Origin of the sequence: Desulfosporosinus sp. FKA (assembly GCF_002196785.1) — a bacterium.
GTDB lineage: Bacteria > Bacillota > Desulfitobacteriia > Desulfitobacteriales > Desulfitobacteriaceae > Desulfosporosinus > Desulfosporosinus acididurans.
The window spans coordinates 203,057-221,021 of the sequence record NZ_NAHZ01000028.1; the positions used below are offsets into that span (position 1 = coordinate 203,057).

The 17,965-nt window shown below is 44.6% G+C and carries 17 protein-coding genes; 3 read left to right on the forward strand and 14 right to left on the reverse strand.

Annotated features, from left to right (window positions below):
- Position 1 precedes the first annotated feature (1 nt).
- The 13 genes from rsgA to priA all read right to left on the reverse strand — a co-directional run bounded on the left by rsgA (position 2) and on the right by priA (position 14,598).
- On the reverse strand, positions 2-895 hold the full coding sequence (gene rsgA / locus B5771_RS11500; RefSeq protein WP_088187623.1) for a ribosome small subunit-dependent GTPase A: 894 nt from the start codon (positions 893-895) through the stop codon (positions 2-4).
- A gap of 37 nt (positions 896-932) precedes the next feature.
- A complete protein-coding gene (pknB, locus tag B5771_RS11505) occupies positions 933-2,726 on the reverse strand; it encodes a Stk1 family PASTA domain-containing Ser/Thr kinase (RefSeq protein WP_088187624.1) in 1,794 nt (597 codons plus the stop codon).
- A gap of 9 nt (positions 2,727-2,735) precedes the next feature.
- Complete coding sequence (locus tag B5771_RS11510) at positions 2,736-4,139, reverse strand: penicillin-binding protein 2 (RefSeq protein ID WP_088187625.1); 1,404 nt, start codon at positions 4,137-4,139, stop codon at positions 2,736-2,738.
- Positions 4,139-5,422 carry an FtsW/RodA/SpoVE family cell cycle protein gene (locus B5771_RS11515; RefSeq protein ID WP_088187626.1) on the reverse strand — a complete coding sequence of 428 codons (1,284 nt, stop codon included), beginning with the start codon at positions 5,420-5,422 and terminating at the stop codon, positions 4,139-4,141. The genes B5771_RS11510 and B5771_RS11515 overlap by 1 nt, the downstream gene beginning before the upstream one ends.
- A 4-nt stretch (positions 5,423-5,426) precedes the next feature.
- Positions 5,427-6,146: a Stp1/IreP family PP2C-type Ser/Thr phosphatase gene (locus tag B5771_RS11520; RefSeq protein WP_088187627.1), complete on the reverse strand. Its 720-nt coding sequence runs from the start codon at positions 6,144-6,146 to the stop codon at positions 5,427-5,429.
- Positions 6,127-6,576 carry an FHA domain-containing protein gene (locus B5771_RS11525; RefSeq protein WP_047811102.1) on the reverse strand — a complete coding sequence of 150 codons (450 nt, stop codon included), beginning with the start codon at positions 6,574-6,576 and terminating at the stop codon, positions 6,127-6,129. The genes B5771_RS11520 and B5771_RS11525 overlap by 20 nt, the downstream gene beginning before the upstream one ends.
- Before the next feature lie 49 nt (positions 6,577-6,625).
- Positions 6,626-7,426: an FhaA domain-containing protein gene (locus B5771_RS11530; protein ID WP_088187628.1), complete on the reverse strand. Its 801-nt coding sequence runs from the start codon at positions 7,424-7,426 to the stop codon at positions 6,626-6,628.
- On the reverse strand, positions 7,404-8,486 hold the full coding sequence (rlmN, locus tag B5771_RS11535) for a 23S rRNA (adenine(2503)-C(2))-methyltransferase RlmN (protein WP_088187629.1): 1,083 nt from the start codon (positions 8,484-8,486) through the stop codon (positions 7,404-7,406). Before rlmN ends, B5771_RS11530 begins: the two co-directional genes overlap by 23 nt.
- Positions 8,487-8,545: 59 nt before the next feature.
- Positions 8,546-9,901: a 16S rRNA (cytosine(967)-C(5))-methyltransferase RsmB gene (rsmB, locus tag B5771_RS11540; RefSeq protein ID WP_088187630.1), complete on the reverse strand. Its 1,356-nt coding sequence runs from the start codon at positions 9,899-9,901 to the stop codon at positions 8,546-8,548.
- A complete protein-coding gene (locus B5771_RS11545; RefSeq protein ID WP_088187631.1) occupies positions 9,894-10,580 on the reverse strand; it encodes a zinc metallopeptidase in 687 nt (228 codons plus the stop codon). Before B5771_RS11545 ends, rsmB begins: the two co-directional genes overlap by 8 nt.
- 133 nt (positions 10,581-10,713) lie before the next feature.
- Positions 10,714-11,673 (reverse strand): methionyl-tRNA formyltransferase, encoded by a 960-nt coding sequence (gene fmt / locus B5771_RS11550; RefSeq protein ID WP_088187632.1) that lies wholly within the window; start codon positions 11,671-11,673, stop codon positions 10,714-10,716.
- Between the two features lie 143 nt (positions 11,674-11,816).
- A complete protein-coding gene (gene def / locus B5771_RS11555) occupies positions 11,817-12,269 on the reverse strand; it encodes a peptide deformylase (protein WP_088187633.1) in 453 nt (150 codons plus the stop codon).
- A 73-nt stretch (positions 12,270-12,342) separates the two neighbouring features.
- The gene (gene priA / locus B5771_RS11560) at positions 12,343-14,598 is read right to left on the reverse strand and encodes a primosomal protein N' (protein WP_088187634.1); all 2,256 of its coding nucleotides are present in this window, start codon (positions 14,596-14,598) and stop codon (positions 12,343-12,345) included.
- Between the two features lie 429 nt (positions 14,599-15,027).
- Here priA and B5771_RS11565 point away from each other — a divergent pair, with 429 nt between their 5' ends.
- From B5771_RS11565 to B5771_RS11575, 3 genes are all read left to right on the forward strand, one after another.
- Positions 15,028-16,254 carry a solute carrier family 23 protein gene (locus tag B5771_RS11565; RefSeq protein WP_172408253.1) on the forward strand — a complete coding sequence of 409 codons (1,227 nt, stop codon included), beginning with the start codon at positions 15,028-15,030 and terminating at the stop codon, positions 16,252-16,254.
- A gap of 162 nt (positions 16,255-16,416) precedes the next feature.
- Complete coding sequence (locus B5771_RS11570; RefSeq protein ID WP_088187636.1) at positions 16,417-16,965, forward strand: NADH peroxidase; 549 nt, start codon at positions 16,417-16,419, stop codon at positions 16,963-16,965.
- A gap of 49 nt (positions 16,966-17,014) precedes the next feature.
- Positions 17,015-17,338: a DUF1540 domain-containing protein gene (locus B5771_RS11575; RefSeq protein ID WP_088187637.1), complete on the forward strand. Its 324-nt coding sequence runs from the start codon at positions 17,015-17,017 to the stop codon at positions 17,336-17,338.
- A 223-nt stretch (positions 17,339-17,561) separates the two neighbouring features.
- On the opposite strand, the gene B5771_RS11580 is transcribed toward B5771_RS11575, so the two are convergent.
- Positions 17,562-17,963, reverse strand: coding sequence for an ACT domain-containing protein (locus B5771_RS11580; protein ID WP_088187638.1), 402 nt, complete (start codon positions 17,961-17,963; stop codon positions 17,562-17,564).
- Positions 17,964-17,965: the final 2 nt, after the last annotated feature.

The following is a 17,965-nucleotide window of genomic DNA, read 5'->3' on the forward strand; positions in this document are numbered from 1 at the left end:
TTTAATATCTCCTTTCGGCAGCAATCACTTCTTGCAAGAAATCCCGATAATGTTCATAGCGAGTTCTGGAAATCTCTCCATTTTCTTGAGCTGCTTTAATTGAACAATCGGGTTCTTTATCATGCAAACAACTGCTAAAACGGCATTTATGCCGATATTCTTCAAATTCCGGAAAATAGCCTGCCAAATCCTCCCGTTTCATTTTAGGCAGGAAAAGAGAGGAAAAACCCGGTGTATCAGCCACTAATCCCCCGGCGCATACCATCAGCTCAACATGACGGGTCGTATGTCGGCCACGTTGGGACTTCTGACTGATCTCACCGGTTTTTAATTGTTTTCCCTCAGATAAAGCGTTAAACAGGCTTGATTTACCTGCGCCTGAAGGACCGGCCAGGACACTAATCTTCTCCTCTAAACAGTTTCTTAATTCCGCTATACCTGTGCCTGTCTTATTGGACACCTCAAAAACCGCATACCCTATTCGACGGTAGATATCCGAAACAAAGGGCTGAGGCTTAGAATCAGGGGATAATGTTTCAGCATTGTAGTTGTCCAATTTGGTAAAAACGATAATTGGTTCTATTCCCGAACAGGTCACCTGAATTAATAAGCGGTCTAAAAGGTTCAGATCAGGTTTTGGCGAAGTCATGGCAAAGACAAGAAGCGCCTGATCGACATTGGCAATGGACGGACGGCTAAGAAAGTTAAGCCGAGGTTCTGCCCCTTCAATTCTCGCCTTAGTATCACTTTCAGGTAAAATTCTCACTCGGTCACCGGGCAGAAAATCTTGATCTTTAATGCGAAAACGACCGCGCAGAGAACATTCCCATACCCGGTCTTCCGCATAGACATAATAAAAGCCACCGTAACCTTTTAGTAAAACTCCTTCGATCATACAATTTCCTCACTGTTACATTTCAGGGCTGATCCAGCTAGGGATTCGCCCTGATTCGGATGGTTTCTTTAGGAATAACACTGAAAATCTGAGCCATAAACATTGAGGCGTCTTTATCAATATTAAACGCAAGAGGCCCTGGGCCACGCGATACGACGATGGTAACCTGACTCCCCTGCTGAACCGTTTCTCCCGGGTTAGGCGAGGTACTGATGACGACATCCGCAGGAATTGTGGTAGAATCTTGAGTTTCTACCAAGGGAACTAAACTATTCTGCTGAAGAATCGTTTTAGCATCTTCGGACGATTTATTAATTACATTGGGCATGTTAATGCTTACATAAGGAGAACCGTTGCTAATTGTCAATTTAACAGGTCCGCTCTTCGGCCAAGTCGCCGAAGGGAGAGGGTCCTGCTGGATAACATAATCTCTAGGAACGCTTGAACTTGGCTGGGTTTGAAAGGTAATCTTCCCTGTAAATCCATCGTTTTGAATCATATTAACGGCATCCGCTTTCGACATTGGCGAACTGGTTACATCCGGAAATGTGCCGGTGTTCGGACCTTTACTTATAACAACTTGAACGTCCCGGCCAACTTTTACCATTGTATTCGCTTGCGGATTCTGTTCAATGATCAGGCCTTTTGCAAACTTATCACTGAACTCTTTCTTGACCTCGGGGTTGAGTTTCAATCCTGCGGAGTTTAGATAATCTGTGGCAACCGGTACAGTCTTACCTGTCACATCAGGAACTTTCGTCGTACCGACGAGAAGGTAATTTCTCAACATTATCCCGCCCACCAAAAGAAGCAATACGACAGCAATTCCCAAGATCCACTGCCAACGTTTTTTCTTGACCTTAGTTAAAAAACTATTGATATGCTTTTCTGGTTCTTGTTCCTGTTCCGGTTCTATCTCACGTACACTAACGGGTGCTAAAATCCTGCTCATGCCTTGATGAGTCCGAGTTGCTTCCAAATCGTCAACGGGAAATACTTCAGGCCGATTTATCGGGCGGCCGGCAAGAAAATGGTTCAAATCCTCCAAAAGCTCTTTAGCAGAAGTATACCGTTGTTCAGGAGACTTAGCAATTGCCCTCATAATTACGCCCTCGAATTCTTTCTCGACCCGAGGATTGAGCTTACTCGGCAGCGTTGGCTGTTCCTGAAGATGCTTAAGAGCGATAGCGATGGGAGTTTCACCATCATAGGGTACCTGGCCCGTAACCAATTCATACAGAATAATGCCCAACGAATAAATATCCGATTGCTCATTACTCTGCAGGCCTTTAGCCTGTTCCGGCGATAAATAGTGGACTGAACCGATAATGTCTCCTGTATGCGTTACCGTTGCCGATGATACTGCTCGGGCGATACCGAAATCCGTAACTTTAGCGCGTCCATCCTCAGTTACTAAAATATTATGGGGTTTTATATCTCTGTGAATAATATGGTGTTCGTGGGCATTTTGAACGGCACTGGTAATTTGACGGGCAAGATTGATCGCCTGATCTGTGGTCAAGGGAGCATAATCTCGAATAATTTCTTTGAGATTCCGCCCTTCTACATATTCCATAACGATATATTCAGTATCTCCTTCTTTGCCCACATCATAAACAGAAACAATATTGGGATGTGACAAACTGGCGACAGCCTGGGCTTCCCTTCGAAAACGGCGAATAAAGTCTTCATCAGTAGCAAATTGTTCACGAAGAACTTTGATCGTTACGACACGATTAAGCAGCTGATCTTTAGCTTTATAAACAATCGCCATCCCACCGGCACCAATACGCTCTAAAACTTCATAACGTCCTCCGAAGATTTTACTCACTATGTTCACCTACTTTCTGGCTAATGCTTCTTCAATAATTTGACGCGCAATGGGAGCAGCTGCCGCTCCTCCAGTTCCGCCATGTTCTACAAAAACAGCCACCGCAATGCGTGGAGCCTCCGCAGGTGCAAAAGCGATATACCAAGCATGGGTAGGTTGATTGCCTCCCGGCTCCGCTGAACCGGTCTTTGCCGCTACCTGGACGTCCGGCAAAGCTCCGGGAGAAGCAGTTCCATCGGTAACAGCAGTCACCATGGCACTAGTAATTTTATCCGCTTCATCTTTTGAAAGTGCAGTTAGCCAAGGCTGAGGCTCTTGTTCATATTGTACGGTTTGCGAAGGATCAAGAACTCGTTCCACAATGTGGGGAGTCATTATCACCCCATGATTAGCAATACCGGCGGTAATCAGAGCCATTTGAAATGGAGAAACCAGAACCTCACCCTGTCCAAAGCAGCTTGCAGCAAGAAGATTCGTTGACAGAGTTTCAGGAACCTTAGGAGAATTAGTGATCTGACTCACAGGAACATTTAGTTCAAAAGGAATCTTTTGTCCAAAGCCAAATCCTTTAACCGCGGACAGAAAACTTTTATCCCCTGCCTGGACTCCAAAGGTTGCAAAATACGTATTGCAAGAATCGGCTAAGGCCTTGTTATAGTTAACCCAACCATGAACCTCTAGGTTCTGTTCAGGGATAACTTGTCCGTTGATAATCGTCGAGCCTTTACAATCATAAAGATTCGTAGTGTTTAGGCCGCTGCGAAATAAGCTGGCAGAAGTCACTACCTTCATCGTTGATCCCGGAGGATAGAGGGAAAGGGCACGATTGTCTAAAGGTTTTTCCTGGGTTTGCTTAATAATGTCTTTCCAGTGATCATCCAAATTTGTCGGGTTGTATCCCGGCTGACTCACTAAGGCAAGTACTTCTCCCGTTTTAGGGTCAATAGCAACAGCTGCGCCCTTTTTCCCTTTGAGGGCATTGTAAGCCACACTTTGCAGATGGGAATCTAACGTCAGCACCACATCATCCCCTTGACGCGGCAAAGAAAAGAGTTGCTGAATCGACTGAGTGGCTGTGGCGTCTTTAACACCCATGAGCCAATTCGCTAAACTTCCTTCAAGCCCAGCTGCGCCAAGCCGAACAGTAGAGTAACCGAGAGTAGGCTCATACATTTCTCCATTGGGATAGACACGAACCTTCTTTCCCTTGATTGTTTGAGTTTGTGCTATTATTTCGCCGTTACGATCAAAAATTCCTCCACGGGTCACTCGGCTTTCCAGGAGAATTAAGCGTCGATTCGCGGGATTATCCAGTAACGTATTGGATTGAACCACTTGCCAATAAACAAGCCCCAGACTTAAAACAAAGAAGCTAAAGGCCATTCCTAATGCTACACGACGTACCCCTCGCATTATGTTGCATACTCCCTTCCTCTTGTCTTATTACGCTTAACTCCCACCGCAGTAGCATTGGAAATATTCAACAATACACCTAGAAGAATAAAATGCACAAGTATAGAACTTCCGCCATAGCTGACCCAAGGCAGCGGAATACCTGTTAAAGGAAGTAATTTTGTCACCCCGGCAAGAATAATTAACGTCTCTGTTCCCAGAAGAATTCCAATTCCGGCAGCCAGAATCTGGCCAAAGCGGTCTTTGGCTCTTACACTAATTGAAAACGCCCTCATAACTACGATCAGAAAAAGAGCCAGAACAGCCATCGCCCCCGCAAATCCCAGTTCCTCAGCTATGACAGAAAAAATAAAGTCAGTACTTGAGGCCGGCACCATAGAAGCCCCTATTCCATTGCCTAGTCCAGTTCCCAGGACCTTCCCTCCACTAATGGCAAACAGCGATTGAGCAATCTGATATCCCATACCCGTGGGATCTTGCCAAGGATTTAACCAAACCAATACCCGAACGCGAACGTGCCGAAAAAGCAAATACCCTGCACTTCCCACCACTAAAAAAATCGGCAGTGAAATCCCCAAATACAGCGCACGTTCTGTTACGACGTAAATCATAAGAACAAATAAAGCGTAAAACACCAGCGCCGTTCCGAGACTTTTTTGGGCCCCTAAAAGGCCAAGCGAAAAACCAGCCATAATTAAAAAGGGCCCTAAAGTTCGCCAATCCGGCAAGGAAAACTTCCCTACTTGGACAGTTCCAACCCGCAGCAACTCTTCATTTTCTTCCAGATACGTTGCCATAAACAAGAGTAAAGCAAGTTTTACGAATTCCTCAGGTTCGACACCGATTCCTCCGATTCTTAGCCAACTCGTTGCGCCACCGGAGGCAAAACCAAAAACCAGGGTTATAAACAGTAAACTGACAGCAAGCAATCCCCACAGATAACGAAACTTGCCTAACTGTCGGTAATCCCTAACGGCAAATAAAATAGCGTAGAAAATCAGCTGTCCAATATTGGCCCACCAAAACTGGTGCAAAGCTTCCTTAGGACTAATACGTACTAAAAATACCAGGCCTAAGGACAGAATTGCTTGAACAACCGGAAGGACATAAGGATCACCTTGGTAATGAAGAATTTCTTCCGCAAAACTCCCCATGAGCATAAGGGCAGTAAATATTAAAGCCTGCCAGAGAAGTTGATCCTTATTGCCTCCCCATTTGAGCAGAACCAGCCCTAACCACATCATTCCTATAATTATAAAGCGAGAAACGAAACGATAAAGCATCTTCCTACTCCATAATACAGCATAAAGCTGTGAAATTATCCGGTGCGCCGCGTTCTAAAATAAGCTGCCGCAGCCTCTCCAAGCGTTCTTCCCAAGAACCTGATTCAGAAAATTCATCTGCTAATTCCTCATCACTGATCATATTGGAAAAACCATCCGTACACAACAGAAACACGTCCTCGGAGCGCAGAGATATAGCCTGACAATCCACTTCAATCTCCTGATCGGCACCGACCGCCCGCATTAAAACGTGACGTTGGGGATGTTTCTCTGCTTCTTCCAAAGAGATTTGACCTAAACGCACAAGCTCACCCACTAAGGAATGATCTTTCGTTAAAGGTGTCAACTCTTCTTGCCGCCACAAATAGGCCCGGCTGTCTCCCGCATGAGCAATCAAGGCCCTTGTGTCGCGAATGAGCAGCGCCGTAAGAGTCGTACCCATTCCGGCATTTTGGGGCTCCGTTGTCGATGATTTGTAAACAACCCGATTAGCCTGAGTAAAGGATTCCACAAGCCATCCTTCTAAATCTTGATCACTCAACCCTTTTAGCTGAGGGGCCAGTTTTTCTAATTCCCGTAAGGCTGTTGATGAAGCAACTTCTCCAGCCCGGTGTCCTCCCATTCCGTCGGCCACGGCAAAGATTCCGTGATCTGGTAATACTAAAAAGGAATCCTCATTATTTTTCCGGATACACCCTTTTTCACTAAAGCTTAGCACTCTCATTTTGCCACCTCGAGTATTGGAATGTGATACTTCCAATTTTCACATAATCTCCAGCAACTAATTGGACCGGAGAATGAATTTGTTCTCCATTAACCCAAGTACCATTCGTACTTCCAAGGTCTTCGACAAAAGTTTTTCCTTTTTGGCAGCGAAAAACAGCATGATCGACAGAAGCAAAATGATCCGGTAATACGATATCATTATGTTTTCCGCGTCCCAGACGCAAGCCCTTCCCATCAACTTTAAAAATCTGGCCTCTGGGAAGAGTGTCCGTACCTGTCAAAACTTCTAATCGTCCATAGTCCTGATTCGAACGCTGAAACATCCCTTTCAGCTGAAGGTCAGCTAATAACGCTGTAAAAATCCTAAAGATAAAAAGATAAATCAAGGCGACAAAAACCAGTCGTCCAATCACTGTAACAACTTCCATACAACCCTCCAAATACAATATCGGAGAGCACTGTGACAACTCTCCAAAATTACGGCAAGGGTACTTTTTGAATGACGAGAACACTCAGGCCAATTTGGATTCGATCACCTGGAGCCGCCGTCTGATGCGTGATCCTTTGACTATTGACAAAGGAACCATTGGTGCTGCCCAAATCATCAAGCCGCCAGCCGTTTTCCCCTGGAGTAATTTTTAAATGTCGTCTTGAAACCTCGGGATCATGGAGCACAAGATCACACTGCCCGTGTCGACCAATATAGATATCGTGATCCGGCAATTTAAAGGATTGCCCTTTATCCGGCCCTTCTATAATTTCGAGAAAGTAATTCGAAATCCTTCCCGCACTGTCCTCAGCTCTTAAGTTTGTCTTGACACTTTCCCGGAAGATCGTTGTGTTTTCACGCCAATTCGATTCTTTGGGAAAGTCATTTTCATTTTCCTCTTCATCTCCCCATTCAACGTCAATAGAATCGTCAAAATCGATCTCAATGATCATTTCCCTAGGATTGACAGTGTCATCAGAATGCAGTTCAATGGCTGGTTTCGATAAAAACGTATATCCCTCACGCTCAGCCTCGGTGTATAAATACTTGGACAACTCGATCAGAAAAACCTCTCCAAAACTAGCTAGAGGACCCCAATCACTGGAATGAAGGTATACCCGGTAAATATTCGGAACGTATACTTGAGAAATACTAATCTGTTTATTTCTAAACATCGCTTTCACCAGTTCCTTAGCCAATTCAACCGGTTGGAGCCGAGCCCCTCCTTTCTTAAAAGCACCGGTAAAAAGATACTCAGCCATTCCTTCAAATCGAGTCAATAGGCTCATGGTTACCCTCCCTCCACTGTCGTCGAAGCTGACCACAGGCTGCGTTAATGTCCGCCCCCCGTTCTTCACGCAGGGAGACGGAAATTCCGCCAACTTCTAAATGATGAGCAAATTTCTTCAATTTTTCAAGGTTAGGACGTTTTAAGTCTGTTCCCGCCACCGGATTAACCGGAATCAAATTTACATGCCCTAATTGGTCTTTTAATAAACGAGCTAATGCTTCTGCCTCACCAAGATTGACATTATCATCTGTCAAGGCCACCTCAAAAGTAATTCTTCTGCGCGTAATTTTTGCATATTCCTGGCATGCTTCCATAAGTTGAGCTAAAGGATAGCGGCGATTCATCGGAACTAAGCGGCTTCTTGCCAGATCATTGGACGCATGAAGGGAAATGGCCAAACCCACCTGAGGATTATCCTTCGCCAATTGAATAATTCGCGGCACTACTCCACTTGTTGAGATTGTCATACGCCGCATGCCAATATTTAGTCCCCGTTCCTGATTCATAAGCATGATTGCCGAAAGCACTTGCTCATAATTTAACAGAGGTTCCCCCATTCCCATAAAAACAACATTCGTAACCTGAAAATCCGGGTCTTCCTGACGAATAAAATGTGTCACATCCAAAACCTGACCCACTATCTCTCCGCTGGTAAGGTCTCTGCGGAAACCCTCCATGCCCGTTGCGCAAAAAGCGCAGCCAACTGCGCAGCCAACCTGTGTGGAAACACAGACGGTATGGCGATCTCTTGTCAGCTCACGAGCATAATCCATTAAAACGCATTCGATCATTTCTCCGTCTTGCAGACGGAATAGATATTTTCGGGTACCATCAATGGACCTGCGCTCTGTCACGAGTTCCGGCGCATAAAAACTCAAACGTGATGATAGTAACGTAAGATCTTTCGTACCAATATTTTTAATTTCGTCCCAAGAGCGCACCGCTTTTTGTTGTACCCATTGAAATAACTGCGCTGCCCGAAAACGCTTCAAACCAAGCTCTCCGCAAACTGTCTGCAGCGTTTCTTCGGTACAGCTTCGCAGATCGTACATTTCCATAGTTATTATTATTCACCCAATTCGTTCCAGTTAAACTTCTCTTCAAAGAAAACTTAGCTCTAGCTCCTGCGATGAAATTTCGCCAAAAAAAATCCATCGGTGCCATGACGTTGTGGCAAGAGCTGGAGCATCCCCTTGGCAGCCTGCTGGATATCTCTGGTATCTTTAAGTTCAAAGGGTAAGGTGTCCGCTAAGTTCACTGCCTCAAACTCAGGATGGGCTGAGCGAAATTTCTTGACCAATTCAAAGTTCTCTTCCGGTTCAATCGTACAGGTCGAATAGACTAAGTCTCCGCCAACTTCGACACAAGAAGCGGCACGCTCTAAGATAGCAAACTGTAGTATTGGCAGATCCCAAAGGTCTTGTTCCGCTTTCCTCCAGCGAAGATCTGCTCTCCGCCTAAGAACACCCAAACCGGAACAAGGCGCATCGACTAAAACCCTTTGTTGGGAATCGAGTCTTATTCCCGGCAGATCGCGTGCATCACCTAACTGAGTTTCTATGCAGGTTATGCCTAACCTTTGGGCCAATTGATCAATGAGCTCTAACTTATGAGCATGAACATCAAACGCCAGGATAACTCCCTCATTATTCATCAGTTGGGCCAGATGTGTTGTTTTGCCGCCAGGAGCACTGCAAGCATCCAAAACATGTTGACCTGCTTCAGGTGCCACGACATGAGCAATTATTTGAGAGCTTTCATCTTGTACTGTGAATAAACCGGCTTTAAACGCTTCCAGCTTTTCAAGGGAACCAAAGTTTTGAATCCGCATACTTTCAGGCACTCGTTCACCCAATTCGATAGTGATACCGTCGCGAATCAACTGATCTGCTAAATCCTGACGTGAAATTTTGAGAGTATTTGTTCTGATCCAGGTAGGAGCAGGTTCATTATTTGTTTGGCATAAAGCCTCCGTCTCCTCCTTTCCCCAGCGTTTTAACCAGCGCTGAATCATCCATTCGGGATGAGAATAACGCACAGAAAGATAACGAACCGTATCCCGCTTCACATCGGGCCAGGGGATATCCCAGCCTTTTGTCAGCACCTTGCGCAGGACAACGTTCACTAATCCTGTAAACTTGGGAAAGGATTTAGCTAATTCGACACTTTCATTGACTGCCACAGCCGGCGGAACCTTATCAACGAAGAGAACCTGAAAGGCTCCAATTCTCAAGATGGCCCGAACTTCATGGGGAAGGGCTGACATTGGCTTACTCAAATGAAGACGCAGAGCATAGTCCAGCGTTAACCTGTGTTTCAAAACACCATTAACCAATAACGTCACAAATTGACGTTCTCGAGCATCGGACAATCTGGCAATTGTTTTTTGCATTAAGAGATTGGCATAAGCCCCTTCTACCTCAACACGGGTCAGTATCTGGACCGCCATCCCTCGTGACGTTTCTTTAATCATCCCGTCTGCCCTGGGCAATAATTATAAACCTTGCCAACTGGAGCACAGCTGCTAAAGCCGCAGCAACATAGGTCAAGGCTGCCGCATTTAAAACCTTGCGGGCGCCGCGGACTTCCTCACTCCCCAGCAATCTTCCTTCCTGTAAGAGAACTAAAGCTCTGTGACTGGCATTAAATTCTACAGGCAAAGTAATCAGTTGAAAGAGTACGGCCAGAGAAAAAAACAAGATTCCTAACTGCAGCAGCCAGCCAAAGCTTGGCAGGAACAATCCAATTATAATTAATATTGGTCCTGCCCCGCTGCCAAAATTAGCTGCCGGCACAAAGGATGATCTGAGCTGCAAAGGCGCATACCCGGAAGAATGTTGCAGGGCATGACCCGTTTCATGAGCTGCAACCGCTACTGATGCCAGGGAATTTCCATAATATACATCCTCACTCAAACTGATAACCCGTGAGCGAGGATCATAATGATCCGAAAGATGTCCGCGAATAGCTACCACACCTACATCATAAAGTCCCTTGCTGTTTAAGAGTGCTTTCGCCGCCTGTGCTCCGGTCAGCCCCGACTGAGCATGCACTCTAGAGTAATAATTGTAAGCAGAAGATATTTTATATTGAGCATAAAGGGATAGCAGGATTGCCGGAATTAAAAGAACCATCGTAGGATCCCAGAACATTGCTTAACCTCCTTTTTTGAAATCCCATGTTAAAATTCCAAAAGAATAGACTAACAGCCACTTAAGATGAGAAAATTATAAAACCGAAGGTTATGCTGTCACTTTCAATTAGTAAACGATTAAATCAAGTTCTTTAAATGAATTTTTCCCCAACTTGACCATGCCGCCCGTTCAAAAAATCACGCGCGGACATGGAGCGCTTACCAGCCGGCTGAACCTCGAATATCCCCAGGATCCCCTCTCCCGTTTGGACGAGCAGACCATCTTCCAGCACTTCAATTATTTGACCCGGATCAGGGTTCAGATCCTCAAATGAATGTCCCTTCTGTTCAGCCATTTGTGAAGAAAATACAGAACTGCGCCAAACCTTAAAGTTCTCCTCTCTGAATACTCCAAAGGCCCCCGGCCAGGGATTTAAGCCCCGGATTTTATTATGCAATTCAATGGCCGGCCGTGTCCAGTCAAGACGTTCATGTTCACGGTTTAAAAGAGGAGCATAATTGGAGTTTCCTGATTGAGGAACAGGAATTAGGGATTCTTGTTCCAGCTCACGCAACGTTTCAACTAGTAAATCCCCACCCAGATCTGCTAATTGATTATGAATTTCTCCCATAGTTGCATCTTGGGAAATCACGATTTCACGTTTTAGTAAGGTGTCCCCGGTATCCAGCCCTTCATCCATAAGCATCGTCGTCACACCGGTACGCTTTTCACCATTGATAATCGCCCAATGAATCGGTGCCGCTCCTCGATATGAGGGGAGCAAAGAAGCGTGTACATTTATGCATCCCTTCAAAGGTAAGTTCAAAATTTCCTTAGAGAGAAGCTGCCCATATGCTACAACAATAATACATTCCGGAGCTAACTCGCGCAAACGCTGGACACCTTCAGGCGTTTTTATTTTGGCAGGCTGAAAAATCGGCAAGTTTAATTCTTCGGCAGCAGCTTTTACCGGGCTGGGTTTTAACTTTTTCCCTCGGCCTGCCGGCCGATCAGGTTGTGTAAAGACGCCCGCAATCTCATATCCATGGCTGGCCAAGGCTCGCAGAGAAGGTACCGCAAAATCCGGCGTTCCCATGAAAACAATACGCATAACTATTCTCCTTTAATGCGAGGTTCGAGGTTCGAAGTTAGAAGTTAGAAGTTCGAGGCTCGTACCCATAAATTTCATCAATCTAGTTTTGCAGCCGTTATGTTATGAATCCAAGTGTGGGGGGGGAGTTCACTACGCGTCATTTACTTTCGATAGGTCTTTTTAGCCAGATCGACAAACAAAATTCCCTCGAGGTGATCAATTTCGTGTTGGAGTGCTCGTGCCATCAAACGATCGGCATGAATATCAACCATTTTCCCCTCACGATTTAACCCTTGAACATGAACTTTCGCCGCTCGCACCACGTCCCCTGTCATATTAGGAACGCTGAGACATCCTTCCTCGGCAACGGACTCTCCCTCTTTCTCTAAGATCACCGGATTTACCAGTTCAAGCAGAACATCTCCTACCTTAACGACGACTACCCTCTTGGAGACGCCGATCTGAGGCGCCGCTAAACCTACCCCATCTGCGGCGATCATGGTATCCACCATATTATCCAAGAGTTTGGTGATCGAGGGATTAATCTCTTTAACCTCTTTTGCTTTCTCCCGTAATATATCTGCACCTATTTCTACAATTTGATAAACTGCCATAACCAATACCCCTTTCTCTTAAACAATTTATTGTTCTGTCTTTATTTTACTACTATCAAACTAAACCCTAGGCCTAATTTGTCAGTGGGTCTACTTCAATATTTAATATAATACCATTACTCGCCGAAGTCTTGAAAAAATCTCGTATTCCCTGGTGTAAAAATTCTCTCAGTTCCTCAAGATATATCCCGCGCACCGAGATTTGCCAGCGCCATTGGTTTTTCAGCCTCGCTAAAACGGCTTGTGCCGGGCCAAGGATATCTAAATCAGTATTTCCAAATTTAGGATCACGCATTCTTTCGTTCAAACAAGTCCCTAAACTATTTGCTCCCAGAATAACGCGTTCTTCCTTGTCATGAAGCAGCAAGACGCGAATGATATGGGTAAAAGGAGGATATTTTCGGCCCTTGCGATAGCGAATCTCTTCCCAAAAAAATCCTTCATAATCGTGATGGGAAGCCTTCTCAATGGCACTGTCTCCCGGCGTATACGTTTGAATAATTACTTCACCCGCTTTTTCGCTTCGCCCGGCTCTGCCGGCAACTTGAGTCAATAGCTGAAAGGTCCGCTCTTTAGCTCTGAAATCCGGCATATTAAGCGTTTGGTCGGCAGCGATAACTCCTACCAAGGTCACATTTGGAAAATCCAAGCCCTTCGCCATCATTTGGGTCCCAACAAGGATCGAGGCCTTCTGCCGGCGAAAACTTTCCAAGATCATCGTATGGGCTTCACGATTGCGAGTTGTATCAAAATCCAACCGAAGAATTGATGTTTCGGGCAATAGCACTTGCAGTTCCTCTTCAACTCTCTGAGTTCCTTGTCCAAAAAAACGAATATACCGACTCCCGCATTTGGGGCACGTCAACGGCGGCTGCTCTTGATGATCACAATAATGACAACGCATAGACTGACCTTGGCTATGATACGTTAAAGTCACATCACAGTTTGGGCAGCTTACCACATAGCCGCATTCACGACATACCACAAAGGTAGAATATCCTCTTCGGTTGAGGAAGAGCATCGCTTGCTCTCCAAGTTCTAATCGTTCCCGGAGTTTTTGCTGTAAGACTTTTGAGAAGATACTTCGATTTCCCTGCATTAATTCTTTGCGCATGTCCACAATTTCAACGGGGGGCAATTGACTATGGCCAATACGCCGAGACATGGATAACAAACGAATTTTACCTGCTTTCGCCGCGGCGTAAGCCTCTAGAGAGGGTGTTGCACTTCCGAGCAGAACCACCCCGCCAACCTGCTCCATTCTTTTTCGAGCCACATCACGAGCGTGGTATTTAGGATTCTCGTCTTGTTTATAAGCGCCGTCATGCTCCTCATCTAAAATAATAAGCTGCAAATTGGCCAAGGGAGCAAATACCGCTGAACGCGCGCCAATCACAATTCTCTTCGTTCCTTTCAGGATTTCTTCCCAAGCTTGTATTTTTTCTTTAGCACGCAAACCCGAATGTAAAATGATCACATTTTCACCGAATTGTGCTTGAAAATAACGAGCCACCTGAGCAGTTAAGGAAATCTCCGGAACTAAAAGAATCGCATCACCGCCCCGAGAAAGTACTTGAGCAATTAGTTCCCGATAAACTTCAGTTTTCCCGCTTCCCGTCACTCCGTGCAATAAAATAGTCTCACATAAGCCCGCTCTTAATGAAGTCATAACGGCGGACACAGCCGCTTCCTGTTCAGCGGATAACGTGAACGTTCTTTCGCTATACTCTTGCGGCCTATGCACCTTCGTCTCTCGTCTCTGCCCAACTCCCACGGAAATAAACCGGTACCCTTCCCTAATCATACCTTGTTGGATTAGCATTTCAACAGTCTCTTCAGAAATATGGGCTCGTTTGATAAAGAGATTCCGGGAAATCTCGTTATTGCGGGTCCGAGCAAGCACTTCGATCCCTCGAAAGGCTTCTTCATTGAGCCACCGAAGAGTCTGAACATCTGAATCTTTCGGTGAGGCGAGGAGGAATAATCGCTTCTCCATCTTGCCATTAAGAAGTGGCCAAACTGTATGTAAGCTTTGGGCCATGGAACAAAGTGTGGTTTTAGCCAGCCAATGCGCTAATTCAATAAGTTCTGGCGGCACAAGGCTGTGTTCGTCTATGATTTCCAAAACCGGCTTGAGGGGGGTCCTCTCCAATTCTTCCGGCAAGTCTGATGTAAGACCAACAACAAGCCCTTGGACCTTACGATTTTGAAGATTTACGAGCACTCTCATCCCGATCTTTAAGCTTAAATGCTCTGGAATAAGATAGTGATAGCTTTGATCTAAGCGTCGGTTAGCTACATCAAGCAGGACCTCAGCATAACGTAACATGACGACGCCCCCTTATCTGCAAAAAACTTCAATTCCAATTCTTATCAAGACACCTCCCTTATTTTATCATATTACTTGCTTCTAATATAATTAAAAGATTTTTCTATACTCATCGGGATGAGAACTGAATAAAACTCTTGTCAAACTGATGTTACTTATGATATGCTCTTTACAGCAAAAAAATCTTTAAACCTTTAAATTAGTCCCGTGAGGCTAAGAAGGAAATGGCGGACCATGAATGTATATGGACACCTCTTTCTTGCTTGCGGGCAGGAAAGAGGTTTTTTAGTGCTAAAGAGGAGGTATAACGATATCAACCTAAGCCCAAATTAAATAGGGAAACATCAACTGCAAGGAAGATTCCTTCAGAGTAAACCTGAGAGTTTACATGCCTGCAAGGCATTAAGTTGAATTAGGAGGATGACAGTTATGAAAGAAGTTCAAATTAACGAAAGATTACCACTAACACGAGCAATACCTTTAGGGGTTCAACATTTGTTTGCTATGACGGGTTCTACGATCCTTGTCCCTTTCCTTGTTGGCTTGAGTCCTGCAACGGCCCTATTTTGTTCCGGTATTGGTACTATTGTATTCTTACTTCTAACACGCAGCAAAGTTCCAGCCTATCTCGGTTCGTCTTTCGCCTTTATTGCAAGTTTAACCGCATTTATTAAAGATCAACATGATCTTGGCTCGGCGATGGCCGGAGTTATGTCGGTTGGTATCGCATACCTTCTCATTTTCTGCATACTTCGCCTCTTTGGTACCAAATGGATCAATAAACTCATTCCTCCTGTTGTCGCAGGAAGTGTCGTAGCAATTATCGGATTAAGTTTAACCCCAACAGCTGTACAAATGGCAAGTTCAAATTGGATTATCGCGATATTTACTTTAGCAGTGGCAACTTTAGTTAGTGTATATGGTAAAGGGTTTTCAAAAGTCATACCAATTCTTATTGCGATTGTCGCAGGATACATCCTTGCTGGATTTATGGGATTAGTCGATTCAGCTAAGATTATGGCATCATTTAAAACCCCATTTGTTTTGCCTTTCCAAGGCTTCGGCGCAATCCACCTAAATGTGACCGCTATTATTACGTTCGCTCCATTAGCACTTATAACATTGATCGAAGATTTAGGACACATGATGATTCTTAGCAACATCACGCATACTGATATCATTGAAGACCCGGGTTTTGATAAAGTCGTCTTAGGAAACGGTCTAGCAACAGGTATTGCCAGTTTGTTCGGTGGTGTTCCGCTTACGACCTACGCAGAAAATATCGGAGTCTTAGCGATAACGAAGGTATACAGCTCCTTGAACCTCTGGATAGCAGCGATTGCCGCGATCATCCTGAGTACCTTCAATCCCTTGCAAGCCTTAATTATGTCTATCCCATCCCCTGTTATGGGTGGTGTAGTAATCCTACTGTTCGGAATGATCGGTGCAGCCGGACTAAGAACTTTAATCGAGGCCAAAGTGGATTTCTCCAAAAACAAGAACCTTATTATTGCTGCGGTAATCTTCGCCCTAGGAATCGGGTTAACCAATCACGGAATTATGTTTGCTACTCTAGCAGGAATCTTCTTGAATCTTGTTCTAAAGGATGAAAAAGAAGAAAATTCCTTGAGTTCTACTAAAGAGGCCGCAAAATAATAGAGTTAATGTTGCTATTCTAACATAAAAACAGAGCCTAGCAGGGGGAGTTGCCCCTCGCTAGGCTCTGTTTTTTTTACTGGATAACAAATAGTTTTGAGGAAATAATAACACCTGAGGTTTTGGATACTCATACAAACCACTTTCTTGGAGGAATTTTGCATGAAAAAATTTATTTGTACAGTTTGTGGCTATGTTCATGAAGGTAATAATCCACCGGAAGTTTGTCCTATTTGTAAGGCAAGTAAAGACAAATTTAAAGAAATGACCACTGATCTTAACTTCGCTGATGAACATAGGATTGGGGTGGCAGCATCGGGATGTGACGATGAATTATTGGAAGGATTAAGAGCTAATTTTATGGGTGAATGCACTGAAGTTGGCATGTATCTTGCGATGTCTCGCCAAGCTGATCGTGAAGGTTATCCTGAGGTTGCTGAAGCTTATAAGAGAATTGCCTGGGAAGAAGCAGAGCATGCTTCAAAATTTGCCGAACTCCTGGGTGAAGTCGTGGTTGCCGATACTAAAGCAAATTTAGCCGCTAGAGTTGAGGCTGAATATGGTGCTTGTGAAGGCAAAAAGAAGCTTGCCACAATAGCTAAGCAAAATAATTTGGATGCTATTCACGACACAGTCCATGAAATGTGTAAAGATGAAGCCCGCCATGGCAAAGCTTTTAAAGGCTTACTTGATAGATATTTTAGCAAATGAGACGTCGGGGGGCTTAAAAACCGGATAAATCGTAAAGGAGTGTGTATTAGTGCAAAGAATTAATTGCAGTGCAACAACTTGTTCACATAATAAAAGCGGTATTTGCTATTCAAATAGGGTTGATATCGGAGGCGTTACTGCTTCTACTGAGAGCGGAACGGTATGTGGTTCATTCTTAAATAACTATGAGTACAGCAGTTTAACAAATAATACGAATTCTTCAGGGCCATGTGATGCCCTTACCTGTAACGTGATGAGCTGCAAACATAATGATAACAAGCTTTGTAATTTAGATTCTATACAAGTGTCTGGTAACGAAGCTCACATATATACTGAAACAGAATGTTCCAGCTTTAACGCTAAAGATAAGTGAACTTAACGAAGAACCCACCCCCACTTATAAAAGTGGGGGGTTAACAACTTTTCGTCGCAGCGCAATTCTTCCGGGAACACCTTCAATTTAATTATAACAAAGGCCGTGGAAAACCAGTTTTCAGCACGGCCTTTGTTATATTATTGGATGTATAAACCTTCAGTTAATTACTTCTTCCAGCCTACTCTGCAGCCCACGACTTTGCTTTAGCTTTAGCTCGTTACTACAACAAAGGCAGATTAAGTTCCCGCATAGCCTTCTCCATAACTGCCTGATCCTGAGCTCTGATAACAACGCGGGCTTGTTCGTTTTCCTTTTCTACAAACGCATACATGTACTCAATTACAACATCGTGTTTAACCAATTGATTAAGCACTTCGGCAAGTCCTCCGGTCCGATCCGGAACCTTAAGTACCCATACATGGGTTAATGAGACAACAACCTTTCGTTCGCGCAATTTTTCCGTAGTAAGTTCCGGATCATCGACGATAATACGCAGAACTCCGAAATCCTTTGTATCTGCTAGAGACAGGGCTCGCAAATTTACCTTAAGTTCTGCAAGAAGGCTGACGACCTCAGCTAAACGTCCTTTAGCATTCTCCAGAAAAATAGATAATTGTAACATAG